General features: G+C 42.5%; 26 protein-coding genes and 2 pseudogenes. 4 read left to right on the top strand and 24 right to left on the bottom strand.

Annotated features, from left to right (window positions below; genetic code table 11):
• The first annotated feature begins 5 nt into the window (after positions 1-5).
• The 3 genes and pseudogenes from ACU52_RS00370 to ACU52_RS00360 form a co-directional block, all read left to right on the top strand.
• Positions 6-905, top strand: a complete 900-nt coding sequence (locus ACU52_RS00370) for a toprim domain-containing protein (protein WP_004310298.1) — start codon at positions 6-8, stop codon at positions 903-905.
• Positions 905-1,411 carry a DUF3872 domain-containing protein gene (locus tag ACU52_RS00365; protein WP_005827314.1) on the top strand — a complete coding sequence of 169 codons (507 nt, stop codon included), beginning with the start codon at positions 905-907 and terminating at the stop codon, positions 1,409-1,411. Before ACU52_RS00370 ends, ACU52_RS00365 begins: the two co-directional genes overlap by 1 nt.
• Positions 1,408-1,752 (top strand): annotated as a pseudogene (locus ACU52_RS00360) (hypothetical protein); the annotation flags it as partial. The gene ACU52_RS00365 and the pseudogene ACU52_RS00360, both read left to right, overlap by 4 nt.
• A 140-nt stretch (positions 1,753-1,892) precedes the next feature.
• Here ACU52_RS00360 and ACU52_RS00355 read toward each other — a convergent pair.
• Genes ACU52_RS00355 through ACU52_RS00345 form a run of 3 tightly spaced genes read right to left on the bottom strand, consistent with a single transcriptional unit; the run spans position 1,893 to position 5,453 of the window.
• The gene (locus ACU52_RS00355) at positions 1,893-2,933 is read right to left on the bottom strand and encodes a tyrosine-type recombinase/integrase (RefSeq protein ID WP_005642461.1); all 1,041 of its coding nucleotides are present in this window, start codon (positions 2,931-2,933) and stop codon (positions 1,893-1,895) included.
• A complete protein-coding gene (locus tag ACU52_RS00350; RefSeq protein WP_005642462.1) occupies positions 2,923-4,242 on the bottom strand; it encodes a tyrosine-type recombinase/integrase in 1,320 nt (439 codons plus the stop codon). The genes ACU52_RS00355 and ACU52_RS00350 overlap by 11 nt, the downstream gene beginning before the upstream one ends.
• Complete coding sequence (locus ACU52_RS00345) at positions 4,239-5,453, bottom strand: tyrosine-type recombinase/integrase (protein WP_053397341.1); 1,215 nt, start codon at positions 5,451-5,453, stop codon at positions 4,239-4,241. The genes ACU52_RS00350 and ACU52_RS00345 overlap by 4 nt, the downstream gene beginning before the upstream one ends.
• Before the next feature lie 130 nt (positions 5,454-5,583).
• Here ACU52_RS00345 and ACU52_RS14615 point away from each other — a divergent pair.
• Positions 5,584-5,793 (top strand): annotated as a pseudogene (locus ACU52_RS14615) (glycoside hydrolase family protein); the annotation flags it as partial.
• Between the two features lie 62 nt (positions 5,794-5,855).
• Here ACU52_RS14615 and ACU52_RS00335 read toward each other — a convergent pair.
• From ACU52_RS00335 to amrB, 21 genes are all read right to left on the bottom strand, one after another.
• Entirely contained in the window at positions 5,856-6,077 is a 222-nt protein-coding gene (locus ACU52_RS00335) for a DUF7688 family protein (RefSeq protein WP_004310300.1), read from the bottom strand.
• Between the two features lie 116 nt (positions 6,078-6,193).
• On the bottom strand, positions 6,194-6,502 hold the full coding sequence (locus ACU52_RS00330) for a hypothetical protein (protein ID WP_004310301.1): 309 nt from the start codon (positions 6,500-6,502) through the stop codon (positions 6,194-6,196).
• A 53-nt stretch (positions 6,503-6,555) separates the two neighbouring features.
• Positions 6,556-6,861: a DUF6956 domain-containing protein gene (locus ACU52_RS00325; protein WP_004310302.1), complete on the bottom strand. Its 306-nt coding sequence runs from the start codon at positions 6,859-6,861 to the stop codon at positions 6,556-6,558.
• Positions 6,801-7,019: a DUF3873 domain-containing protein gene (locus tag ACU52_RS14610; protein ID WP_008770680.1), complete on the bottom strand. Its 219-nt coding sequence runs from the start codon at positions 7,017-7,019 to the stop codon at positions 6,801-6,803. Before ACU52_RS14610 ends, ACU52_RS00325 begins: the two co-directional genes overlap by 61 nt.
• A 31-nt stretch (positions 7,020-7,050) precedes the next feature.
• Positions 7,051-7,308: a hypothetical protein gene (locus tag ACU52_RS00320; protein WP_005827305.1), complete on the bottom strand. Its 258-nt coding sequence runs from the start codon at positions 7,306-7,308 to the stop codon at positions 7,051-7,053.
• A gap of 24 nt (positions 7,309-7,332) precedes the next feature.
• On the bottom strand, positions 7,333-8,598 hold the full coding sequence (locus ACU52_RS00315; protein WP_004310303.1) for a PcfJ domain-containing protein: 1,266 nt from the start codon (positions 8,596-8,598) through the stop codon (positions 7,333-7,335).
• Complete coding sequence (locus tag ACU52_RS00310; RefSeq protein WP_004310304.1) at positions 8,595-9,014, bottom strand: PcfK-like family protein; 420 nt, start codon at positions 9,012-9,014, stop codon at positions 8,595-8,597. The genes ACU52_RS00315 and ACU52_RS00310 overlap by 4 nt, the downstream gene beginning before the upstream one ends.
• Before the next feature lie 23 nt (positions 9,015-9,037).
• Entirely contained in the window at positions 9,038-9,259 is a 222-nt protein-coding gene (locus tag ACU52_RS00305; RefSeq protein WP_005643956.1) for a hypothetical protein, read from the bottom strand.
• Positions 9,260-9,270: 11 nt separating this feature from the next.
• Positions 9,271-9,486 (bottom strand): hypothetical protein, encoded by a 216-nt coding sequence (locus ACU52_RS00300; RefSeq protein ID WP_005643957.1) that lies wholly within the window; start codon positions 9,484-9,486, stop codon positions 9,271-9,273.
• A 7-nt stretch (positions 9,487-9,493) separates the two neighbouring features.
• Positions 9,494-9,829 carry a hypothetical protein gene (locus ACU52_RS00295; protein WP_004310306.1) on the bottom strand — a complete coding sequence of 112 codons (336 nt, stop codon included), beginning with the start codon at positions 9,827-9,829 and terminating at the stop codon, positions 9,494-9,496.
• A gap of 62 nt (positions 9,830-9,891) precedes the next feature.
• Positions 9,892-10,302, bottom strand: coding sequence for a hypothetical protein (locus tag ACU52_RS15415; RefSeq protein WP_005827299.1), 411 nt, complete (start codon positions 10,300-10,302; stop codon positions 9,892-9,894).
• Positions 10,303-10,793: 491 nt separating this feature from the next.
• The gene (locus tag ACU52_RS00285; protein WP_053397340.1) at positions 10,794-11,126 is read right to left on the bottom strand and encodes a hypothetical protein; all 333 of its coding nucleotides are present in this window, start codon (positions 11,124-11,126) and stop codon (positions 10,794-10,796) included.
• A 57-nt stretch (positions 11,127-11,183) separates the two neighbouring features.
• The gene (locus ACU52_RS00280; RefSeq protein ID WP_053397339.1) at positions 11,184-12,338 is read right to left on the bottom strand and encodes a polysaccharide pyruvyl transferase family protein; all 1,155 of its coding nucleotides are present in this window, start codon (positions 12,336-12,338) and stop codon (positions 11,184-11,186) included.
• Positions 12,335-13,540: a Coenzyme F420 hydrogenase/dehydrogenase, beta subunit C-terminal domain gene (locus tag ACU52_RS00275; RefSeq protein WP_053397338.1), complete on the bottom strand. Its 1,206-nt coding sequence runs from the start codon at positions 13,538-13,540 to the stop codon at positions 12,335-12,337. The genes ACU52_RS00280 and ACU52_RS00275 overlap by 4 nt, the downstream gene beginning before the upstream one ends.
• A gap of 140 nt (positions 13,541-13,680) precedes the next feature.
• Complete coding sequence (locus ACU52_RS00270) at positions 13,681-14,829, bottom strand: polysaccharide pyruvyl transferase family protein (RefSeq protein WP_053397337.1); 1,149 nt, start codon at positions 14,827-14,829, stop codon at positions 13,681-13,683.
• Positions 14,830-15,063: 234 nt separating this feature from the next.
• On the bottom strand, positions 15,064-16,047 hold the full coding sequence (locus ACU52_RS00265) for a Coenzyme F420 hydrogenase/dehydrogenase, beta subunit C-terminal domain (protein WP_053397336.1): 984 nt from the start codon (positions 16,045-16,047) through the stop codon (positions 15,064-15,066).
• Between the two features lie 49 nt (positions 16,048-16,096).
• Positions 16,097-17,635: an MATE family efflux transporter gene (locus ACU52_RS00260; RefSeq protein ID WP_053397335.1), complete on the bottom strand. Its 1,539-nt coding sequence runs from the start codon at positions 17,633-17,635 to the stop codon at positions 16,097-16,099.
• 334 nt (positions 17,636-17,969) lie between these two features.
• On the bottom strand, positions 17,970-18,533 hold the full coding sequence (locus tag ACU52_RS00255; RefSeq protein ID WP_021855273.1) for a UpxY family transcription antiterminator: 564 nt from the start codon (positions 18,531-18,533) through the stop codon (positions 17,970-17,972).
• A gap of 632 nt (positions 18,534-19,165) precedes the next feature.
• Positions 19,166-20,374, bottom strand: coding sequence for a tyrosine-type recombinase/integrase (locus ACU52_RS00245; RefSeq protein WP_053397333.1), 1,209 nt, complete (start codon positions 20,372-20,374; stop codon positions 19,166-19,168).
• A gap of 130 nt (positions 20,375-20,504) precedes the next feature.
• Positions 20,505-21,563: an AmmeMemoRadiSam system radical SAM enzyme gene (gene amrS / locus ACU52_RS00240; RefSeq protein WP_053397332.1), complete on the bottom strand. Its 1,059-nt coding sequence runs from the start codon at positions 21,561-21,563 to the stop codon at positions 20,505-20,507.
• A gap of 11 nt (positions 21,564-21,574) precedes the next feature.
• Positions 21,575-23,056 carry an AmmeMemoRadiSam system protein B gene (amrB, locus tag ACU52_RS00235; RefSeq protein WP_082335091.1) on the bottom strand — a complete coding sequence of 494 codons (1,482 nt, stop codon included), beginning with the start codon at positions 23,054-23,056 and terminating at the stop codon, positions 21,575-21,577.
• Positions 23,057-23,606 lie beyond the last annotated feature (550 nt).

Genomic DNA, 23,606 nt, shown 5'->3' with positions numbered 1-23,606 from the left:
GTCGCATGGAACGGACGGACATTGAGAATATGAGGCAGATACCCATTGCGGACTTTCTCGCACGGCTGGGACATGAGCCTGTCCGAAGGAGCGGAAACGAGCTGTGGTATCGTGCGCCATACCGCAGTGAACGCACGCCCTCCTTCCGTGTGAACGTGGCGAAACAGCTCTGGTACGACTTCGGCTTGGGCAAGGGCGGCGACATCTTCACGCTTGTCGGGGAGTTTACCCGAAGCGGGGATTTCATGGCGCAGGCGAGATTCATAGCGGAAACCGCCCGTATGCCGCTTGCCGCAGCAGAAAAGCCGTTGTACCTGCCGGAACCGTCCGAACCTGCCTTTGAGGGAGTGGAAGCCGTCCCGCTGCTCCGCTCTCCGCTGACGGAGTATTTGAAGGAAAGAGGCATCCCTTATGCCGTTGCATCCCGCCACTGCTGCCGCCTGAACTACGGCGTGCGTGGTAAGCGGTACTTTGCCGTCGGCTTTCCGAACGTGTCGGGCGGCTATGAAACCCGAAGCCGCCGTTTCAAGGGTTGCGTACCACCAAAGGACGTGTCGCTGGTCAAGGCGGGGGACATCCCGGCGGACGTGTGCAGCGTGTTCGAGGGCTTTATGGACTTCCTGTCCGCCGTCACGCTCGGTTTGGCAACGGGTGACTGCCTTGTGCTGAACTCCGTCGCCAACGTGGAAAAGGCTTTGAAACATCTGGACGGGTACGAGCGCATCGACTGTTACCTCGACCGAGACGAAGCCGGACGCAGGGCAATGGAAGCCCTGCGGACACGCTACGGAGGAAAGGTGACAGACCGTTCCGGCATCTATCAAGGCTGCAAGGACTTGAACGAGTACCTGCAACAAGTATCAAGAAAACAACAAAAGAACAACAATCTAAAAATCAAAGAATAATGAACATACTGAACAACAAGAACAAGAGAACATCAATCTTCAAGGCGTTGGCACTCTGCCTGTTCGCCGCAGTGTCATTCACATTCGTATCGTGCGACGACGATATGGACATCCAGCAATCCTATCCCTTCACGGTGGAAACCATGCCCGTGCCGAACAAGGTCACAAAGGGGCAGACGGTGGAAATCCGCTGTGAGCTGAAGAAAACGGGCGATTTCGCCAATACCCTCTATACCATCCGGTATTTCCAGTTCGAGGGTGAGGGCACACTGAAAATGGACAACGGCATCACTTTCCTGCCCAATGACCGCTACCTGCTCGAAAACGAGAAGTTCCGGCTGTACTACACGGCGCAAGGTGACGAGGCGCACAACTTCATCGTGGTAGTGGAGGACAATTTCGGCAACTCCTATGAGTTGGAATTTGACTTCAACAACCGAAACGTGAAGGATGACGGGGTTATCACTGTTGTCCCCATCGGGAACTTCAAGCCCCTTACACGATGATGCGTGTATTCATGGCTATCCTCTGTTCGCTTCTGGCGGTCTGTTCCGTGTCCGCACGGAACAGACGCCATGAGGGAACGGACGGGCAGGCGGCTATCTACCGGCTGCCACCATTTGAGAGGGCGGTGCGATGCACGAAGTATTTTGAGGGCTGGCATTCGGAAAAACATCACCCGTATGTAGGATATGGACATCGGTTGCAGCCGGGGGAAAGGTATTCGGCACGCACCATGACGAAGCGGCAGGCGGACGCGCTTCTGCGAAAAGACCTGCGGAAGTTCTGCGCGATGTTCCAGCAGTTCGGGAAGGATTCGCACTTCTTATCCGAAATTTCGGATAACAGAAGTTATCCAAACCAAAATATTATCCCAACTTGACTTTTTACTATATTGAATATCAGTAAATTGTTATATTTTGGTAGCAGATAATAAAGAGTGATTGTTCCATTATTCAAGAACAGTCACTCATTTATTACTAAGTATTATCTCAATCCAAGAACTGTTGCTAATGAATCTTTATTTCTGATTTTCTTATATTTCTTTTCAACGCCTAAAGTCAGATTGTCTTCCATAGAGCATAAAGCTTGTATCATTTGTTCTGATGAAACTCCTACGTATTTCATTGTCGTTTCAATGCTCTCATGCCCCAATAGTTTTTGTATCTGCGCCAAGTTTACACCGTCTTCCAACCAATGGGTAGCCCGTGCATGCCGAAAACTATGGCAATGAAAATCTACAGGAATTTCAAGTAGCCCCTGAGACGCAATCCTAACATACATTTTCAACCGCTTGCTAATCGCTTCTGAAGTGATTTTTTTGTTTGCATGGCCATATATGGGGAAAAATACAAAATCAGAAGGTAACGGATTTGCCGGATGGAACAACTTCACATAATGTCTCAGTATTCTTACCATGCTGTTCAACAAATAAATGGTACGTTGTTTATTCCCTTTACCCAAAACAAGAATGTAACCTTTCGTTTCATCCAGGTGCAGTGCCGACAGCCTCAATGATAATATTTCATCTATTCTTGTTCCGGTACTATATAGAAGATTGAACAAGGCAAAATCCCTCTTACCTATCAATGTACGTGTATTGATGCTTGCAAAAATCCGTTTGATTGTATCTTTTGTGATTACTTCCACTTGTTTTTTAGGTTGCTGCATTCTTTTTATTTCAGCGGCATCACAATCATATTTTATGAATTGGATTTTCTTGTGCGCAAGGAAACGGAGGAAATTTTTCAATATGGAGAGGCGATGATTGCATGTTTGCGGGCTGCATTTTCTTACTTCTTTCAGCCACGCAATCCATTCTTCAATCCAGTCCTTACGGAAGCATTCCCCACAAAGGGTATTTGATGTGACTCCTTTTGAGGATTCAAGGAAGTCTATATAGATTCCCATTCCCTCTCCGTATGATTTTAAAGCGTTATGGCTCAGATTCCTTATACACGGAAGATAGACCGTATGCCACTCATGGATGGCATCGGCGATAATTGAATGTTCTGCTTTAGTCTTCATATTCAAAATAGTCGTTTAAATCAGGCAAAAGTTCTTCATACCCACATCCTGTCAGATTTTCCAACTGGTGTGCAAACAGCGGTACAAGCCTGTAATAATATAATGTGTTTTGAATGTAACGGTGTCCCATGGAACGGCTGAGATATAAGAGTTTGTCCATCCATTCAATGCCGCAGTGATCCCAACCGTTTATGTTCACGACCGCATAGTGACTGCGAAAATCATATGCTCTTGCGTGTGCCGTACTGACTTTCTTCCATACTTTCTTAAAACTTGCCGTTACCCATTCTCCGGAATATGGTTTGTCATACTCGTTAGGAAAGAATGTCTTTCTTCCGGGCATGAGATTTTCCATTTTGACATTATACATCTGCAATAGCGACCACATGGATTCGTGCAAGGCAACCCGATGTTCATCTATGCTCTTTGTGTATCTTATATTTATAACACCGGATTGCAAGTCTACGTCTTCTACTCTGAGCAGACGGGCTTCTGTTGTACGCATCCCTGTACTGTACAAAAGTCGGAAAAAGACCGGAACTTCCACTTTCATAAGCGCAGCCCTCATGTCACGGCAATTTATTGGAGGTTCGAGATTGTCCGCTTCATTAAAGAATCTTGCAAGCTCTTCTGGAGTAAACGGATGTGGTTCGAATGATGTGACATTGACTCTTGGAATGGTGGATGGAAGAGGAATATTTACAAAACCACGGCTATTCGCATATTTCAGAAATCCTCTGACACCTACAATTCTGTTATTGCATGACTTTGCGGATTCCGTTTTTTTCTTCTTGCAATAATCAAGGACAATTTCTTCTGTAAGAACTTCGGCTGACGGATAATTTTGAGCGCAGAAGTCATTGAAACGGCGAATCTTGTCCATTGTCCGCCTACTGAATTTCCCAGAAGCTCTTTTGTAAAGTTCATATTTCTTGACTATATGGGATATTGCGGAATAAGAGTATGGCTGTTCTGAAACAGGAATACGCTTTGGCTTAGGTGTGTATTTTATATCCGGAGGATATGATGGCAATTTGAACGGTGCCCCATATTTCGACCGGATATAACGGATGAAGCGCCTCAAAATAATGCATCTGTTACGGTTTGTATAATAGCTTTCCTTATCTGTCCTTGATGCCCATCCGGAGATAATATCATCCGACAGCACTCCGCCATGATTCATACAGTACTTGGCGAAAGAGTTCAGGTATATGCGGGTTATATAGTCACATTTTCCGATACCGGAGATGAAATTGACATATTCAGACATCAAATCTGCAAATTGGGGTAGATGTGAATCTGTTTTCATTCGAACAACTCCTTTCTTATTGGATAACATTCAATATTGATTCCGCATTCTCTCAGATGAGGGATGTCAGCATCTATATATGGGACTATAGATGAAGAACAGATATGTCCTAAAATATGGCTGATGACCCTAATCTCGGTACCTTTACCAAGTAATTTAGAGGCGAGGTTGTGCCGAAATACGCTGACTCCACGCCCGGATTCACCTTTTCTAAGGTTTAGTTTCTCAAAGACTGTATTGACAATGGTGCCGATACTTTTGTTCTCCAACCTTTCTATCGTATTCTTCTTGTTGGGAAACAGATACACGGATCCGGCCTCATTGTCCCGTTCATTCCGTATGTAATCAAACAATGAGTTTCCAACATGGGGAAGAAGGGGCAACACTATCGGATTACCGGTCTTTTCCTGGACGAAGCTGACTCGTTCCTTCTTCCAATCTATGTCTGTCAATTTCAAGTTGGCAATGTCACATCCTCTTATGCCAGTATATAAAGCCAATGAAACTATAGCTTTTTCCCTGAAAGTCAAAATATTGTTAGAGTCTGACAAAGCATTTTTTATCACATTGATTTCATCATCCTTAAGATAGTTGAAGTTTTTCCTTTCATATTTCAAATCAGGGAAATAACCTAATACTTTTTTCATGTCGTATAAATCCCCCAACTCTTTAAGGGCTGACGCTATGTGACCGCAATATGTCCTTGAACGCTTTTGCTGTTCTTCTTTAAGGAAAAAGGACAAAACATGTTCTTCTTTGATTTCATCCAATGAAGAGACGTGGAACTTTTGCATCTCAAAAAGGAACATTGTAACGGCATCGGTTTCCATTTTTACTGTGGACTTCTTTTTATGTTCTGCGGCACGCTTCCGATAAATGTCTATAACTTTCCGAAAACTGGGGTTAAGCATATTATACCTGGAAGGATAGCATAACGGAACAAAGGACTTCTTGTCCGGGTAGTGCCCAAATTCATCATATGCTTGGATAGTACGTAAATGCATCATCCTAAGATCCAATGTCGCTTTTGTATATCCCCTTGTACGGATAAACTTTTCTGCAAACTGTTCATACGAATGAAAACATCCTTCATGTTCAAAAAGAAGTCTTAAAACAAATTTTACTCCTTTGATGTACTGAATGTCATAACCACGGGAAACGAGGTTGTCCAGTAACTTCTTCTGGCTTAATTTTAACTGTGCTATATTCATATTCTTCCTATTGGCTTTAGTGCCATTAGCAAAGATATAGGAATGTATTATCCAAACCTATTCATCCTATAACAGAATGATTTACAGAATAAAAAACTATATTTTTAGGATAATGCTGGGGTTTGGATAACTTCTGCTTGCCACGCTCGCCTACAATGTCGGTCCGTACCGTCTTTTGGGGAGTGGGAAGATACCCAAAAGCACGCTAATCCGAAAGCTGGAGGCGGGTGACAGGAACATCTACCGGGAGTATATCGCTTTCTGTAACTATAAGGGGAAACGCCACGCCATGCTGCTCAAACGAAGGAAGGCTGAGTTTGCGCTGCTGTATGTACCATAAAGAATAAGTGTCTGACGAAAGAAACTCCGATGAAGCCGCCAACTTCATCGGAGTTTCAGTTTTCATACATTCGGGATTGTCCCTTTGCCTGCAACCTCACCGTCCCTGCAATGCTCTATGATACCGGGTGAAAATCCCATGCTGCCGATTGCGATATGCCGGATATAGTCTGTATATTCCTGACCTTGAAAATTCCTGCCCGTAAGGTTCTTGAAAACCATCTTTATGCTTATGCCGTCGTTGCTGTACAAGATGGTTTTTCCGTTCTGTCTGATTGTTTCCATGATTAAAACTTGTTTTTGTGAATACTATCGTAGATTGGTACAAAGGTTTCTTTGCCTACTTTCTTATCCGCCATCATGCTCATGAAAGAAAGTAGGCGGCTTTTGCCGCCCACCCCTCAAAAGCGGGTGTAAAGTCCCGTTACCATCGTGAACATTTCCTCCAGCATATCGCAATATATCCCCTCGTGCGTTTCAATGTCCTTCGTCCTGCTCTCGAATGTCTTTTTGCTGAACGTCTTGCGGTAGAAACGCATATTGTATAGGTCTGCCCCTCCGTCATAGATGATGTCAAGGCGGTTGGCACTGGTCTTGTTCCTCGCAAGGCTCATGCGCAAGCCGTTGCCCATGTCTGTGAAGTCTTTGCTTCCCGTCATGGCGGCAAAGCGTCTGCCGCCAATCTGCTCTAAAATTGTCTTTGCTATCATATCCGTTGTCTTTTAGGTTTATGGTTCGGGCGGTGCGGACACCGCCCCAATGTTCAAAATTCTGTTTTCTCGGTTATGGGTGTGCATTTTTCCAGCCACTCTTTCAGACATTCCATGCTATACTCGCTCGTGATGACTGCCGTATGGCTGTCAATGGCAGTGAAACGGCTGCTTTCATAGCTGTCTATCCACCCCTTTAGGGTATCAACTCCCCACGCTTCGGCATCGTCAAAGATGCCGTCCAATGCCGTAATGGGTTCGCTGAATTTGACTATCAGCGTTTGGTAGCCTGCTTCGTTCATCGCTTCTCCTCCTTCCTTTCCTTTGCCGTTAGCCACTTGTCCCGTGCGGCTCGACATTCGTCTAATGTGGGTTTGACACAAGAGAAAAGTTCCCCGTCCGTGTGGCGGTAGTCGTATTGCACAAGGGTGCGTTTGCGTCTGTCGATACCCGTTTGGAATTTCTCGTAGTTCTCCGTTCCTGCCGATTGGCAGGTGCTTACTCCGTTAATTGTCATTTTGTTGCCATAGTCGTTGTTATTTAGATGATTAGAAATGTACAGACAGCACTCTGTGTTGCATCACCATTTCGGGGTCGCTCGTGTAGCGTTGGTGCAGGTAGAAATGATGAGAGCCGAAGCCGTAAAGGAAGAACTTGTCAAGTTCGTGTTTCTCGGCAAAGTCCTTGACGCTCGCCCTTAATTGCTCCTCACTCTGACAAAGAGTGAGGAGGTTCATAAATTCAAGGAACATCGTGGGGATTTTATCATCCCATAGGAAAACCATGCTTTCAAATCTTACTTCCATAATGTTAGTTGTTAGATGTCGATATTATGCCGCTTTCATCCGCTGGCGGATAAGGTTGGCGTTCTTGTTCACAAGGGCGATGATGCGGTCGTGGTATTCGGAGTTCTCGTTGCATACGCCACGACACTGCACCACCTCAAAAGTTTTTAGTGACACCTCTATCGTTTCAATTCGTTTTCCGTCAATGGTGGCGGATAGGATAAGGGAGTCTTTTCGTTTGTGGTAACCGCCCACACAATGGTGCATCGTCCTTCCTTCCTCTGCCATTTCTTCCACGCTCTCTATGACTTTGACGCAAATAAGGCTGTCGGTAAAGGCAAGTCCGAAGAATATGCCCTTAGCTTTCAGATATTGTTTCTCGTCCTCAATCGCTTTCCTGCGTTGCTGTTCAGTCCGCTCATGTTTCCTTTGCAGGTTGCGCTTTGCCACCAACTTGTCGTGTTCAACTTTGAGGTCGGCAGGGCAAACGTATTTCGGGCTGTTTGTGTCCTTGCCGAAATGACGCAGGAGGTCTATGGTGTCACGCCACATTGAGCCGTCCTCAATAGTATAGCCGTTGCGGATACATATCTTGATTGAAGCCCAATACTCTCCAATATTGAAAGAGTGGTACAGATAGTAGCGCAACATGGGATATTGCCCTGCCTTCAACAGCGTTTCCGCACGGCTGTCCGACAATAATGCCGGTATTAGTTTGGTGGGTACAATGTCGTGGAAATTGCCGTTAAAGCCGTTTCTGCGGAGCGTCGGCAACACCTTATATCTTGGATATATCGGGGAATATGAGATATGGCGGTACGCTTCATTGTCATTGCGGATAGCAAAAGGAGAAGCGAATGAGAACGTGTCGATGTAGCATCCCAATGTGCGTGGAATGGCAACAACAGCCTTACGCCCTTGTTCATTCCACCAATACTGCCCGATTTCAAGGGCATAGGACTTGGCATTAACCCCTTTCTCCATACCCACGACAAGCAAGAACATTCGTAGCACTTGGTATTCTCCGCTTGTGGTAAGGGTTGTGAAATACTGCTTTTGTCTTACCTTGCGCTGATAGGTGAGGCAGACTTTCAAACTTGCTCCACATTCGGGACACGTACAATGCTCGGTCTGCTCCGTCATTACCCAACTATGACCGCAATCCATACAAGTGGTACGACCTTTCGGCAAGCGGTGTGCATAATGCTCCACGCAATTACGGAATGCCCAATTTATCTGTATCGGGGTTATCGGGCGTAGTTTCTTGCTTTGGGCAAGAACTGCTTTTTCAAATTTGTTTCTCGGTTTCATAAGCCAAAATCAAATAATGAGGGTTGAACTTGGGTTTCTGTTTTCGCCTTTGTCGGCTTGGTGCGGTTCTGCAACTTGCGGAGTTCCTCGTCTTGGTATCTGCGGACTGCCTGCTGACGTGCTTCTGCTTTTTCCTCTGCCGTGAGTTCCACAATGTGGTTCACCGCCACTTGGCATTGGATAGGCTTGCCCACCTCAATCTCGTTCTCGTCATAGTAGTGTACTGCTTGTCCGTATATCTCTCCGTCCGTGAAGCCGTTACAACCGCTTTTCTGCACATAGTTCAGAATGTAGGTTACGCAATCGTCAATGTTCTTGGCTGGATTGCGGTAGTTCTTCGCAAAGAGCGTGTCTTCCTCCGCACGTTGTTCCAAATACATCTGTATCGTTCTCTTGAAATGGTCTGTTCCTTTCATATCGCTGTCGTTTTTATGAGTTGTCAAATAGTATGTTTCAAAATCTCCCTCCAATAAATCGGCTCAACCTCGCTCAATAGGAAGTCTATAAAGTCCTTCCGTGCGTTCTTGTTCAGTTCGTGGTAGAGTCCACGGAACACGGACATATTGCCGTTGAGGTATGTTTCCACCATGTACTCGAAGATGTTGCCCACCTCGTAGTATCTGCATTGTTGCTCCACTGTCTTGCTTCTTCTCTTTGCCATGTCGGTAGGGATTAAAGGGTGAATAACCAAAGAATGAAGCCGAAGAACAGGATAACGGAAAGAATAGCCACGATTACCCCTATTGCCACTCGGAACACTCCGTTTATTATCTCTCTGACGATGTACCAAAGGATGCCGGACACCCAAAAGGCGGTGCGCATGATTAGGGTGCATATCGCAAGCCCTATGTATTGCGCCATTTGTCTGAAATTTACCGTTGCTGTCATAGCCGTATCATTTGTTAAGTTCCACGATGCTGTCTATCCTGCCGTATAGGAAACTGCGGAGTGCGGTCTTGTCGGTAGCCTTGTATTCCGCCCAATGTCCATACTGCTTTACAATGTAGGTTCGGAGAATGTCGGAAAAGTCAAACATCCAACCTTGCAAGGGTACTGCGCTCTTGAAATAGGTGTTGCTGTTCACATTGCGTGTAAGCCAATCCTTTTCCTCTCGGCTCAATTTCTCACCATTGTTCAGTTTGGTGCGAAGTCCGTACACCTTGCTGCCTTGCAGGTTCTCCAAACTTGGTACTTCCCATGCCACGAATTTTGTTGCTATTGCCGTTCTCATATCCGTTTTGTTTTTGATTTTTTGTTTTTTAATGCGGATTCAAGAGCTGAGGGAGTTGAGTTTCAAACTATCTTATCTGCCTCTCGTTTATCCGACATTTTTTTTAATGCGTCTTTCTGTCGCATCGGTCGTTTTCGTTTCGGGTGCTTAAAAAGGTAGGGATTAGGGAATGCAAGGTTTTTCGGGAAAATACTACCCGAAGGGCTGGAGATTTTTCCAGAAAACAGGAGGCTTGACCTTGCTTTCCCGTACAATCCCGGAGTTACCTTTGCACCCAGCACGAAAATGACTGCCTGATGCGGCTCACTGAAAGGCGCGAAAATGGAGGTAAACGGAAGTAGAGGCAGATTAGACAGGAAAACTTCAAAAGAGAAATCCGTGAAAAAGACATCCCCAACAGAAAAGAACATAGCCGGTAGCGTGAAACCGGGCAAACCATCGGCAAGGAAGTATGTTTTTATCTGTTTGGCCAAACGTGTTTGGTCGGATGGATAAAATCATTCTTCCCGGTTTGTCTGCCGTGAGTGACGGCTTGTTCCATTTATGGAATGTGCGGTCATACACGGCTTTCCGCTTCCGGCTCAAAAGGACAACGAAAAAAGAAAAATCGTCAAAACCCCGTAAAAGCACCTCTTTGGCATAAGCACAAAAGAAAGGGGCCTTGTCTCATCAGTCTAAACTATTGTTTAGGCGTGAGGCAAAGCCCTTTTCTCCGCTTATGCGGCAGTCGGCACACGTTCGTTCAAAATCTTTTTGGGCGATGGTGTGCTGACGGATAAAATCGCTTTTACGGAAAAACTTGTGTGAGAAGAAAAAATCAGGAGATTCATTTCTAAATCTCCCGTTTTATTGTTACTTTTGCATACGAAGAGTTCTTTGAAGGTTACGCAACGCACAGAAGAATAATGCAGTAGATAACTAACTAATTCGTAACCTATTACTATTATGAGCGATTACCCAATGCTCATTTCCAATAAATTACACTCTTTTCGTAACTTCGCAGTGCAAAGTTACTATAGGTACTAAATAAAGCGGGATCACCTTCAGGAAGATTTTTTGCCACATCAAATTCTTCTTTAGTAATATACATTCCCAAAACATGATGCGGGTATTTAAAACTTTTTATTTTGTGAGGATATTTTGCAACCATCTTATTTATCTCATCCTCACTATTATCGGTACAGTCATTGAAAACTATAATAAGTTCATCCAAAGCATCAATGCACGATTCAACACATCTCTCTATAAAGATTCCTTCATTCTTAACACGAAGAAAGCCTGATACTCTTTTACTCATTTTTCAATAATTTATGTCTTACGTTTTGCAAATATTAAATAAACAGCAATATGTAAATCATCCAAGCATATTCATCAATTTTTTGTCCAACCACTCGATGCAATTGTTCCTTTTAGATTCTATAACATCAATTGCATGATTAAAATTCAAATTCAACGAAATTGCAGTTGGAGGTTGACATGAATCCCATATACGTGATTCCAATTTTGTCATTGCCAATAACTCCATAACTCTACTGTCTTTCATTCCATCTACAGAATAAAAAGGTGTCTCGAACAGAATTGAAAATACTGCGACATGAAAAGAAGCTCCTACAGTACATGTCGCAAATTTGCATAAATTCAAGAATTCTTTTGGTCCTGTTGATATGTAGGACTTAAAAGTTTTGTCCACAATCCAACTATTACGCTTCCAACTATCATATAACTGTGTGACTACAACTGGCAATCCCAATTTCTTAGAAATTACCATAGCAGCATCAAACACAGGCTTTTCATACCACGGAGTATATAAAAATATATATTTCCCCTTCACAATAGGAACATTTCCCGCCATAACATGCCAATCTTGGATTGGCAACAATAAGGTAGGATCTATCATTATAGGACACTCAATACCAATCAACCTTTTTAATTCTTTCTGTGCCAAAGAATCTCTAACACTTACCACATCATAATTTTGAATTAGAGACTTTATTTGCTGTTCCATTTCTGTCCTGATAGAATGAAACGGAGTTGGCCCTAAACTTGGTGCATAAGCAACCCTATGTGCAGATTTGGCAAATGGCAAAAAGTAAGCCCAATCAAAATCAAAACAATATGTATTCCAAATTTGATCACTTCCAGATATAATTACATCGTATAGCAGATTAGCCTCTTCGAGTTCTGATAAAGACGAATACTCTTTATCTGATAATTTATAATGACAAGTCAAAAACTCCTCAAACAATTCATACTTTCTGAACAGACTATAACAATAAGGAAGATATTGGATAAATCTTTTAATCTTTCCTTGAATAGTTCCACGCATAAATGGTGGTTTAAAGTGTTCTGTTTGAATATTTGTCCTGAAATTAATTATCTCACAATCTAATCCCATGCCCAAAACAGTTTGTTGAAGAGCGTATGCCTGAAGCATAGAACCATAATTATGGGAAGCATGAAAAGTTATTATGCCTATTTTTTTGTGTGTCATATTCTTACTTACAATCAAATTTGAAATTTTATACCCACAATCCGTAACAAATGATTCACACGATTTTTCCACCTTTTAAATCTCTCATACCTATCAATTATAGATATTGCTTGAAAAATAGTTGAACTGTCATCCCGTAATACTTTCCAAATATCCCTTGAATACGGAGGTATTTTAGGACCGGTTTTCATCTGTCCTTCAGATACCACCTCAAAAGGATATTCAATAAAAGTACAATTACATTGATGTAGGACATTCTCTCCTCTTTCTGTGAATACAATAACAGCACTCACCCCATTCTCATCATCTTTATAGGTATTTCCCCATAAATCCCCAATACGAATGTCTGCAGATGAATTGCCATACTTAAATTTACAACGCTCATAACATGCTTTTCCTAAACAGCTGTCACCAAGGAAGAGTCTATAAAACATATCACCTTGTGACAATTTGGAAAAAATAAAAGTTCTTCTCCCCCTTATTAACATATTGTAGGAATCATGCCAATCCACCTTTTCACCTGTATTTTTATCATCAATTGACATTACCCAAGAGTCGTGCCAACCAGCAAATTTATTTCGCCAGGAAACATATGTCAAATTACCAACCTGCATTTCTGCCCATGCGACATATTTTCGCCACATTTTCATTGACGGCACACCATGGCAAAAGAAATCAAGCAATATAAAATTATCCTCACAACGAAACTTCTGAATATATCGTCTAAAAGAATCAATCTGGCATGGAGTACCTGTAACAAGATATTTCTCTTTTCTATTAATAGCCTTAAAACCATCAACAGTATAACTCTGGATATACTTACTTCCAATGGATTGAATAAGTTCTTCCACAGTCGTGGCTATATAATGTTCTGCTTGGTTCTTATCGATATTGTATTTTACGCCACAAACCTTATATCCTTGGCTTAGCAATGTGCGACCTATTTCAAAACCAATACCGCCACTACTACATTTACTCCTTACATTGTCGTCTTTGCTCCATGCTGCATAGCTTTTAATACAAGCACCTTTTAACGACAATCCATCATTTGTATAAGAACAGACATCTATACATAAGCCACAATCTGTACACTTTGACGTATCTGTTATATACGGTTCATAGAAGCCATCAATATTGAGCCTTAATTCTATAATATGCCTTGCGCACACCGTAGCACAGACACCACAACCAAAACAATCTCTTATGTCAGCAATGTTCATTTCCTATCTCTATTCAAATATGAACGTCCTACAAACCAAGGCAGATAATAATACATGAGGTATTAAAGGACAATGTGCAAATACAACAAGTACGATAAGAAATGCCTTGCTATAATCTATCCAATCAATTCTACTCGAATTCATGATAAAGCATTTTTTAAAAAAGCATGTGCTTTTATTTGTTCTTCTTTATATATTTTCCTTATAAAGTTATAGTCTATTTTTCTATTGGATAAATCATCATAATTTTCAGATAAATCATTTAATAGAAGATGGTTTTTAGTTTGATAAGTTTCCAGTAAATCCAAAATGCGACTTCCTCGCTTATTACATGATGCAATATAAGTGTAGAAATTCTTTGTTTCCATAATAAGTGAAAATACGGTTGCATGATAAGAATCTGTTATCACCATTTCTGCATGAGCTATCAATCCAAGAAACTCTCTAGGTCCCGCATCATTCACAACTTCATAACTTCTATCTATCGGTTCTGACAAAAGTTGATTAAGATATATCAAACGTAATCCTGACTCATTACTAATTTTAATAGCAAACTGCAATAGATTTGAATCAAAGCCGACTGTAAAAAGCAAAATATACGGTTCTGATTTTCGAGAATATACCGCTATTTTTTTCCAAAATCCAGAATCCAATAAGAATGTAGGATCAGCAACTTGAACGACTGGTTTCTCTATAAATGAAGCTAACAATTCCTTTGCCTGATGTTCACGCACAGATATTGCACCATATGAAGATAACCAACGCCTAAAGTCCTGTTTTTCGTTTTCCAACAATTCTGTAACCCCTATACTTGAAGCGTAAGAAATTTTCTTTTTACCCTTCGGAACAAAAGTCAAAAAATATGGTTCTAAACAATAGGGCTGAGTTGGATTCCAAACTTGATCACTACCTGTCATATATATATCATAACATGGCGGAGTTGCATAAAGTTCATCAATCCCCCAATAAGGACGACTTAAATTAAGACCTTTGTTAAATTCATCAAATTTGCATTTTGAATCTATAGAATAATAGGTCACATTCTTTGATTCATGCCGTAATATTTTTTGCAAAGTAGATTTAATCAGCCTTTTTATAGAAAAAGGTTTCCCACGATAAGGCACAAATTTCTTACTTTTTACATAACCATCTTCATGAGGTCTATGCAGATCAATAATTTCACACTCTATTCCTGACTGTTGAGAGATATACTTATAAAGTGCATACGACTGTAAACTTGCCCCATAGTTAGGTGAATTATGAATTGTCAAAATACCTACACGTAACATTATTTATTACATCTGAATGTTTTTAAAATCTTCAATATTATTCGCTTCAAAACATTTTCAGCTCTATATAGAAAATGTTGAAAAGATACTATATATACAATCGGAAACATCGCATATTCAAAATTACCATCACAACTTCTAATTCTATGCTCAAAAATTTTTCGAGCAAAAGATTTTTGTGAAGGATGCTGTAACTGTCTATCTCCCTCTATCGGCTCTTTCACAGGACGTTCCTCAGCAACAATATTTCCTTTTTAAGTAAATTATCAATAAAGTTTTTCCTTTATCTGTATTAACCAATATACATGAAACCTGACGATTATCAATAATATTACTAGGGGCATACTTTCCGAGCCCTTTATAATCACTGATTGTAATATCAGAAATACGATGTTGCCTTGCAAACTGACAATGATAACAATTTTCTCTATATGAAATCATACGATGATAACCGACTTGGTAACTGTCGCGATTCGCTGTCCGTTTAGCATAAAAGCAATCATTCTTTGCATTATACAAAGTAAATGTAAAAGTATCTGTTGAATAAGCCGGATCACGGAAAAAAACAGATATAGCTTTATTATCTTTTTTATGTTCAATACTTCTGATATGCTGAATTAAATAATCAGCAGGCGTTACACCATGACAAACCAGATCCACCAATAGAAGATTATCAAGATATCTATAGAACATCTTTTTAATCGCTGCAATCTGACACGGCAAAGCTATCACAACTATTTTTGCACCAGATTTAAGGCGTATGTCCAATTCTTGAAATAAACTTTTTATAGAACTAAAGACGTACTTTGAATTCTTAAATTCTTTTATTGAGTTCAATTTGTCTGATACTTTCAAACAAACTTGAAAATCATTGTCAAAAGTTGCCCCAACAATATTCCAGCCTAAATCAAGTGCATACTTATATATTTCCGTGCCTATTCCACCTGATGCACTAGTACGCCTTTCTTCTGTATCGGAACTCCATGCAGCATAAGCTTTTAAAGGCACAACACCTTCAATTGGATTTAAAGCAGGACAAATCTTACTGCACTTTCCACAATTAATGCATTCGTTCTCATTAATAACGGGATAAGCAATATTATATGTCTTATCATCTTTGAAATCAATACACTTTCGGGGGCAAACATAAGCACAAGCATTGCATCCTGTGCATGTTTCTTTACTCGCTAATTTCATAATATAATCATCATCCACCATTATTAAGATGGAAACACTTCTTTACAGAAGTAAATAAATATAGAATATTTTAAAAGATTTTTCTCTTAATTAGTGCAATTTTCCCTCTTATGAATGTTCGTTCATTCTTGCTACATCCTATAAAATAAATTGTTATAGACGAAGATAAAGTTGTTAACAAACAAATCAAAAAGAAACGCACAATACCATCTGACATCTGCATATAAAGAAGTAAAGGCAATATCATAGATATTAACGTTACAAATAAAACATTTCCACATACATTATATATATAGCGTTTCATTGAGAAATCTGTAATACTTCGTAAAAACAATAATCTTAACAACAGACAAGAAACTGCAACTATTAAAGCAACTATTAAAGTTGATTCCGGCGGGAAACCAACTTTCAAGCAAAGGTATGATAATGGAAAATTCATCAGAAGCATACCGCCTACGACAATCTGATAATTACGAACCTTGCCTGTTGCAGCCTTTAATTGAATCAATGTATTAGACAAGACGTCACACATTGTTACAATTAGAATAAGCCTCACGAAATTAACCGTATGTTCTGGATAATGTTTAAGCCACAAAGTCAGCACAAACTCCGTCTCAAACATCATCGGCAAAGCAAACAACAAAAGTATATAGTAAGAAAATCTTGAACCTCTCTCTACTAGTGAAATCATATAGTCATAATCGCCTGCTGCATAGGATTTCGTAATCTGCGGTTTAAGAGCTGTCATAAAATTACTTGCAAATGATGATAATACATTATTCACGGTATTGGCTATTCCACGCGCAGCATTAACAACCGGTCCCATAAATAGATTTAACAATACATTCACACCTTGATCCTTCAACAAGCTGGCCGTACCTCCAATGAAATTCCAGCCTGCAAAAGAGCTCATCTCTTTCCAATAGCTGACATCAAAGCTCAGTTTTAATTTACATTCCTCAAAATTACGAGTGCAATAACTCCAATAAATTGCCTGCATGATGCAAACCACTCCCACTAAAAGCAATGCATATACAATCAGACGATCGAAAGTTAACCCGGAATAAGCTATAAACAACACAATCAGCAGACGCAGGATTATGTCAAGTATACCTATATAGGCAAACGCACTCATACGTTCATGAGATACGATTGATGCACTGAACGGAACACTCAAAAGGTTTATCACAAATGTAAGTACTGACGCATGAAACACCCAATTGGCAGCATACAACCTGTTATCGGGAATTGTCATGTGAGTATTCAGGAACCAAAGGCCTATTGTTTCTGCAAGGATTATTATTATGCCTGACAAAACAAGCTGAATACTTAATGATGTGGAAAAAACTTTTTTGAGACCTTCCATGTCTCCTTTTCCCAACTCAAAAGTCAGGAATCTGCTGACAGATGAAGACAAAGAACTGGAAACCATCGAAAACATAGCAACCACACCGCCTACGACATTATAGATGCCATAGTCTTCAACGCCCAAGGCCTGCAAAACCACACGCGAAGTGTATAATGATATCAACATGCCAAAAAGCATGCGGACATATAGCATCAATGTATTCTTTGCAATCCGTTTTGTATTTTCCTGTTGCGTGGTCATTTAATTTATTTACATCAATAATTTAGCACAAACCGACCGTTGGTCTGCATATCGTTTTATCTCTTTTGTGTATTTCTGCTTTCAGCCGTCTTTTTGTTTACTATTGAGTTCCGTATGTTTCTTCTTGACATAGCACGCTATGCTGCTAAAGAGCGAACGAAAGTCTGTTCAATATAAAGCGAAGATACCGGCTGAACCATAACGCCCGGCTCGGGTTTTGTATTTATATATTTTCGTTTTATGGGATTTACGAAAGTAGTTTCATCATAACAATTTCTGCCTGTTGGCGCCAGCAGAAACAACAAAATGGCATAAGATAAAGATTCGTTATTTCTTATAATATCTGTATATATTCAGGCTGCACTTCAATAGATGCAGTCAAGAGGTTAGACAATTCAATAAAGATGCGCTTCACTTTTGAGCCTTGCATCTTCTGGAGTTTTCCTACATAGTCGTTCAGAGGACCGCCGATGATGCGCACAGTTTTGCCTATCATACTAGGAAGGATATCCTTTGGAGCATAAAACTGCGGATTGTCCGCAGATTCAACTGCACGTATAAAACGCTCCATATCCGTGTCCCTTACCGTCATGGGAGTTCTAAATCCGTCGCGCAAGTAGCGGTATTGCAGTGTACTGGTTCTCTCGACGATAGGATCAAGAATTTTTCTGGTGACATGCACGAACAGCAAGTCTTGCATAAAAGGAACTTTCTGGGGGATGCGTTTTTTCTCTTTGGTCACAATTTTCCACTTCATAGGAGTGAATATCTCGATTTTCATCTCGCTAAGCATCTTATACGCAGGAAGCTTGGCATTGTTTCGCTTCAGGTCGCGCATAACGAACCATTGGGGCGCGTCACTCCTAGAAAAAGCTATAATTTGCTCTTCTTTAGTCATAGTCAGCAATGTGTTGGTTATAATATATTAATGCCTTAAAGGCATACCTTCTAGTCCTGCGAGTTAACGTAAATTGCAGTATAACAAGCAGTTATAAGTTTTTGTATCTAGACTTCTCTCATTCTCGTCAAGCATTATTAAAACGCTTTTTTAAATGACTTTATCAGTGTAAAGCTTATTTATCACCTAGTTATTTTTGCTTATCTCCTAATAAGAGACGGTCATTTACGTGAAACATTTTTATTTACGGGCTTTCAAACATTTTATTTGTAAAGAAAAAATCAGCAAATAAACGTTTGCGGTGAAATAATCTAATAAAATTGTTAAAATAATTGCATAAGTAATTATTTTTTGTACCTTTGCATACAAAAGACCGTCTCTTATTAGGAGATGGTCTTTTTCGTGAAACGAATCAAGTCTTTTTTGGATTACATCATTCAAAAAAACGAATGACTTTAAGAATAGTATTTGCGTCTGTTACTTTACTGAAAAGTGTAAAATATGGTGAGGTTTATAAATCGAAGAATTAACTTTATTTTCGGACAATGATGCTTATTAGGCGATGCTGCTTTTGCCTTAAGCACAAACAGCACGGACATACACCAATGTCCCTCCACAATGTTTAATAAGTTTTAGAGACCGTTTAATATTTTCCTGTTTGCCTCATCCACCTCATAAGATTTAATCGAATCTAAATATATCTGGGTGGTAGCTTCCGACTCGTGCCCCAGCCCTTCGCTTATCACAGCCAGGGGGATGTCCTTGCCGCGTGCTATGGTTGCCCAGCTGTGACGGCTGTAATATAAAGACAATGGCACTGACAGATTGGCCAAGCCGGCAATCTCCTTCAGATGTCTGTTTATTCTCATCATCTGATTAAGGTATTGCTGCCGCTCTTTTCCGTCTTCACGCATTATTATCGGCAGCAGATATTTTGTCTTGTTAGGCTCATACTTATCAAGGATATCCTGCATCTGGCGTGTCCACTCTATTATGAGCAGCTGTCCCGTTTTCTTACGACGGTAAGTAAGATAGCCGTTGCGCAGGTCTTTCTTCTTCAGGTATGCCATGTCTACAAAAGACATGCCCCTGGTGCAAAAGCTGAAGATGAACATGTCGCGGGCATAGTCCCAAATGGGTTTTCTCGACAGATCGAGGTCCTTTATCCTCTTAATCTCAACAAAGGATATGCTCCGCTTTATGGTCTTGTCCATGCCGCAATAGACATGCCTGAACGGGTGGCAGTCTTTAGTCAGGCCTTTCTCTACCGCCATCTTATAGTTGGTGCGCAGAATTCTCATGTAGAACGATGTCGTGTTGCGCGACAAGCCGCGGTATCTCATCTGCGCCTCATAAAGTTCAAGCAGCTCTGAATCAATCATGTTAAAAGGCAGGTCGACACCTTTCCTGAAGTGCATGAAGCTGTTTAACGTCGACTTATAGGTCTCGCTTGAACGTATCTTGCCCAGCTTCTGTTTATGCATAATCTGGGTACGGATAAAGTTAAACACGCTTTGCTTAATATCATCACAAAGCAAAAACCGGCTGATGACATCGTCAACGCACAACTGACTGCCGTCAACGACAGTGTCCCGGATGATGCTGTTTATCCGCCGCAGTTCCCATTCCACATTAAAGCGGATAAGACTTAGCTGCTCATAGCGCGGCGATGACTTCATGGGGAGAATGATGCAACCGTTGCGTTCGTCCCATTCGCTGCTGAAAATCTTGTACTTGCTGGTTATTCTGCGGACTAAACGTCCGTGAATAAGCTGAAACACCAATGAGCCTTCTTTGTCTATGTTTACAGAAGGTCTGAATTTAAGTTTAACAGATATCATATTTATATTTTTAATTCAATATAAATATCATATTTTTTCTTTTTTCCTATATTGTTTTCATACACCTATGCATCTTGTTTTATTTCTTTTAACTCTTATTCTGCCCTTTACGCAAACTAATGCTGATGCATCACCACACACCGGCAATCTTGCTGCCGCACTTAGGGCAGACGCCGCTGAAGTTGCCAAGATCTACGTCATAGCCTGTGCGGCGTATGAGGACAGAGCCGCAACGGGGGCAAAGGGTGTCTTCGGCTCCGGGAAGCGAGACATTGCCGAGATAGACATGGCGCATGCCCTGACTTATGGCCACACGGCGTGCTTCAACGAGTAGCGGCAAGGGCGTCGGCACAAAGCTCGCGCCTGCATCCTTAACGCCCATGGGCGTAACGGCAAGCACCGACATGGGACCCTGCATCTTATACTGCGGGAAAAAACGGCTGAAATGGAGCGGACAGTCGGCAAAGCCGTTGTCGACAAGCCAGCGGCACATACGGGCTATCATGTCCATGTCATCGTTGACGCCGGGTATCAAGAGGTTGGTTATCTCTATCCACACGCCGGCATCGAGCATACTTTTGAGCGTATGCAGGACAGGGGCAAGCCGCACACCGCTGACAGAGCGGTAGATGTCGTCGGAGAACGACTTGAGGTCTACGTTGGCGGCGTCGATATACGGCAGCAGACCTGCCAGCGGACATGCGTTGACATAGCCTGCCGTAACCAGTATGTTCTTCAGTCCGCGCTCACGGCACGCCACGGCACAGTCGCGCGTGTACTCTAGCCATGTCAGCGGCTCGGTGTAAGTATATGCCACCATACGGCATCCGTTCGTTTCAGCCAGCCGCGCCACGTCGGCAGCACCAAGCTGTCTGTAAGGCACGTCGGCCGTCGACGCCTGCGATATGTCCCAGTTCTGGCAGTTAAGGCACGAAAGGTTGCAGCCCGCCGCAGCCAGCGACAGACAGCTGCCGCCGGGATGAAAATGCAGCAGCGGCTTCTTCTCCACCGGGTCTATCTGCAATGCGCACACACGACCGTAGTTTTCTGCCACGAGACGCCCGCCGCGGCATACCCTGCTGCGGCACTTTCCCCGCTCGCCCTCTGCCAGACGGCAACCATGAGGGCACAGGCGGCACACCACCCTGCCGCCTTCAGCGGCTTCATAAAATTCTGCTTCGTGCTCCATATCCTTAATATTTATTCGCCGCCGGCCTCGCCGAACACTTCGGCTTCATAAACATACAGCTCGGCATCGCGCCATCCGTCCCAGCCAAGTCCGGCCTTGTCGCGCGAGCAGTGGCCGAAGAACTCTTCCTTAGTCCAGTCAGTCTCATCTGCCACCTGCGGCAGGAACGTGCCCGAGCTGGCACCCTTGACAATATACAGACCGTGGCGGCCGAGCTGAAACTCGTCTATCGACGATATGCGGCGCAGCGGCGACAGCACGGATATCTCTATCTTAATGTCATTAAGCTCATCCTTGCGCACGGGATAAAAGCGCGGATCTTCAAAAGCTGCCGACTTAGCCATCTCCTCAACCGTGACATACAGCGGCCTGTAACCTACAAGATTGCCTATGCATCCGCGCAGACGGCCGCCTGACGTCAGCGTTACGAAGGCTCCGCAGCGTGCCTTCAGCGTTTCACTTAGTTTGGTTGTGTCGCACGGCTGTCCGCCGTTTCCGTTAAGCGTATTCTCTATTGTCCGGCGCGCAATGCCGAGCAAGGTACGCATCTCGTCTGCCGTAAGACCGAACGCCGCATCCTTTTCTGCTCCGCCACCTTCGGCTTTTCCGCCCGTAACGGCAAAGGCGTGATAGCCCACCACGCCGTCGTGGTCGCCGTAAGGTGAGTCGCCCGAGTTGCAATATCCCAGATGCTCCATGGTCAGGCCGCCTCCATCACTCATCATCATGAGCAGCACGGCTATGGGCGACTGTCCGCAGGCACTTGTGTAGAGGTTGGAAATGTTGCGCGAGGCGTTGTCGTTAATCGCACCTACAAACTCTGTCAGCGAGGCCTTCTCTATGGCTTGCCCTGTTATGCCGTCCACCTCAACGGCATCGTCATAACGTGGATAATGAGAGAAGTCGCTGCTTATGACAAACAGGTTGTCGGCGGTGAAGTATGGCTGCAGGGCCTTGGCCACGCGCTGCAGTTTGTCAAGATCCTGCGTACCTATTATTATTGGCACTATGGGCGGCATCTTGTCCATATGGCGCTGCAGAAAAGGCAACTGCACCTCAAGGCAGTGCTCGCCGTCGTGTGCCTTGGGCAGACAGCAGAACACGCTGTCGGCACACAACAGATCATTGCACACGTTGATGTCTATCTCCACGTTGCCAAGCGGCGTGGCATAAGCGCCGAACTGGTTGTCGACCGAAGCGCCGTCGAAGGCTGCCTTATGGCTCGGTCCCAACAGGAACACCCGCTTATATTCTCTTGCCGGATTTATGCGCATATATGCCTTTGCCGCCATAGCTCCCGAAAAGACATAGCCTGCATGGGGCACGATGACGGCGCGCACGTCGTCGGCATGACTTACTCCGGCTGACTTCAGAAAGCCGTCGACATCATTGGCAAGCGTGTCTGCCGAGGCTGAATAAAACTGCCCGGCAACGGCCGGCTTACGTATATCGTCTGCACTGCGTGAGCATGACTGAGAAATGTGTGTTGCCATAATAATCAGTATAATTAACAGTTTTGCTTTCAAGGGTGTTGTGAATAAATTATTCTTATATCGCAAAAATAAGAAAAATAATTGAGAAAGGAAAGAGAATTTTTATTATTTAGGAGTTAAGACAAAAGCTTTTATTATTAGGAGTTAAAGGAGTTAGAGTAGTTATCGCCAACAATTTGGCTAGGAGTTAAAGTCAAATGTTTTGTTGCTATAAACCAGTTCAGCAATTGGATTTTTCACTTTTCACTCTTAGTTTTTCACTTTAATGTGCCGGCTGATTTGCAATTGTCGTGCAAGCGAGAGCAGAAGCAAATCTCATTTGGTTATGCCGAGCGCAGCCGACAATCAATAAAATTAATCTGCCGGAATTGAATATCAGAATCTGTGATCCTGAAATTAATACAATTTATTTATAAAAAGGAAGTTAAGCGGATTGAAAATCCTTATATTTTATGTTGCCGGATAACATATCCGGCAGAACATTTGCTTTGCGGATTCTAAACAACAGAGCCTAATATTACATGCTACTAGAAAAATAATTGAGAAAAGA

The organism is Xylanibacter rarus (genome assembly GCF_001275135.1).
Classification (GTDB): domain Bacteria; phylum Bacteroidota; class Bacteroidia; order Bacteroidales; family Bacteroidaceae; genus Prevotella; species Prevotella rara.
Note: the sequence above shows the minus strand (reverse complement) of the source record. Positions and strands in the feature narration are given on the sequence as shown.

Bases quoted from the DNA above. Each gene is read 5' to 3' on its own strand.
- ACU52_RS00295 (WP_004310306.1), bottom strand. From the start codon at position 9,829: ATGAGAACGGCAATAGCAACAAAATTCGTGGCATGGGAAGTACCAAGT.
- ACU52_RS00270 (WP_053397337.1), bottom strand. From the start codon at position 14,829: ATGTTACGTGTAGGTATTTTGACAATTCATAATTCACCTAACTATGGG.
- ACU52_RS00335 (WP_004310300.1), bottom strand. From the start codon at position 6,077: ATGGAAACAATCAGACAGAACGGAAAAACCATCTTGTACAGCAACGAC.
- ACU52_RS00320 (WP_005827305.1), bottom strand. From the start codon at position 7,308: ATGGAAGTAAGATTTGAAAGCATGGTTTTCCTATGGGATGATAAAATC.
- ACU52_RS00265 (WP_053397336.1), bottom strand. From the start codon at position 16,047: ATGGTGGATGATGATTATATTATGAAATTAGCGAGTAAAGAAACATGC.
- ACU52_RS00355 (WP_005642461.1), bottom strand. From the start codon at position 2,933: ATGAAGACTAAAGCAGAACATTCAATTATCGCCGATGCCATCCATGAG.
- amrB (WP_082335091.1), bottom strand. From the start codon at position 23,056: ATGGCAACACACATTTCTCAGTCATGCTCACGCAGTGCAGACGATATA.
- ACU52_RS00350 (WP_005642462.1), bottom strand. From the start codon at position 4,242: ATGAAAACAGATTCACATCTACCCCAATTTGCAGATTTGATGTCTGAA.
- amrS (WP_053397332.1), bottom strand. From the start codon at position 21,563: ATGGAGCACGAAGCAGAATTTTATGAAGCCGCTGAAGGCGGCAGGGTG.
- ACU52_RS00300 (WP_005643957.1), bottom strand. From the start codon at position 9,486: ATGACAGCAACGGTAAATTTCAGACAAATGGCGCAATACATAGGGCTT.
- ACU52_RS00315 (WP_004310303.1), bottom strand. From the start codon at position 8,598: ATGAAACCGAGAAACAAATTTGAAAAAGCAGTTCTTGCCCAAAGCAAG.
- ACU52_RS00255 (WP_021855273.1), bottom strand. From the start codon at position 18,533: ATGACTAAAGAAGAGCAAATTATAGCTTTTTCTAGGAGTGACGCGCCC.
- ACU52_RS00275 (WP_053397338.1), bottom strand. From the start codon at position 13,540: ATGAACATTGCTGACATAAGAGATTGTTTTGGTTGTGGTGTCTGTGCT.
- ACU52_RS00325 (WP_004310302.1), bottom strand. From the start codon at position 6,861: ATGTCGAGCCGCACGGGACAAGTGGCTAACGGCAAAGGAAAGGAAGGA.
- ACU52_RS00370 (WP_004310298.1), top strand. From the start codon at position 6: ATGGAACGGACGGACATTGAGAATATGAGGCAGATACCCATTGCGGAC.
- ACU52_RS00330 (WP_004310301.1), bottom strand. From the start codon at position 6,502: ATGATAGCAAAGACAATTTTAGAGCAGATTGGCGGCAGACGCTTTGCC.
- ACU52_RS00285 (WP_053397340.1), bottom strand. From the start codon at position 11,126: ATGAGTAAAAGAGTATCAGGCTTTCTTCGTGTTAAGAATGAAGGAATC.
- ACU52_RS00245 (WP_053397333.1), bottom strand. From the start codon at position 20,374: ATGATATCTGTTAAACTTAAATTCAGACCTTCTGTAAACATAGACAAA.
- ACU52_RS00365 (WP_005827314.1), top strand. From the start codon at position 905: ATGAACATACTGAACAACAAGAACAAGAGAACATCAATCTTCAAGGCG.
- ACU52_RS00345 (WP_053397341.1), bottom strand. From the start codon at position 5,453: ATGAATATAGCACAGTTAAAATTAAGCCAGAAGAAGTTACTGGACAAC.
- ACU52_RS00310 (WP_004310304.1), bottom strand. From the start codon at position 9,014: ATGAAAGGAACAGACCATTTCAAGAGAACGATACAGATGTATTTGGAA.
- ACU52_RS14610 (WP_008770680.1), bottom strand. From the start codon at position 7,019: ATGACAATTAACGGAGTAAGCACCTGCCAATCGGCAGGAACGGAGAAC.
- ACU52_RS00260 (WP_053397335.1), bottom strand. From the start codon at position 17,635: ATGACCACGCAACAGGAAAATACAAAACGGATTGCAAAGAATACATTG.
- ACU52_RS00305 (WP_005643956.1), bottom strand. From the start codon at position 9,259: ATGGCAAAGAGAAGAAGCAAGACAGTGGAGCAACAATGCAGATACTAC.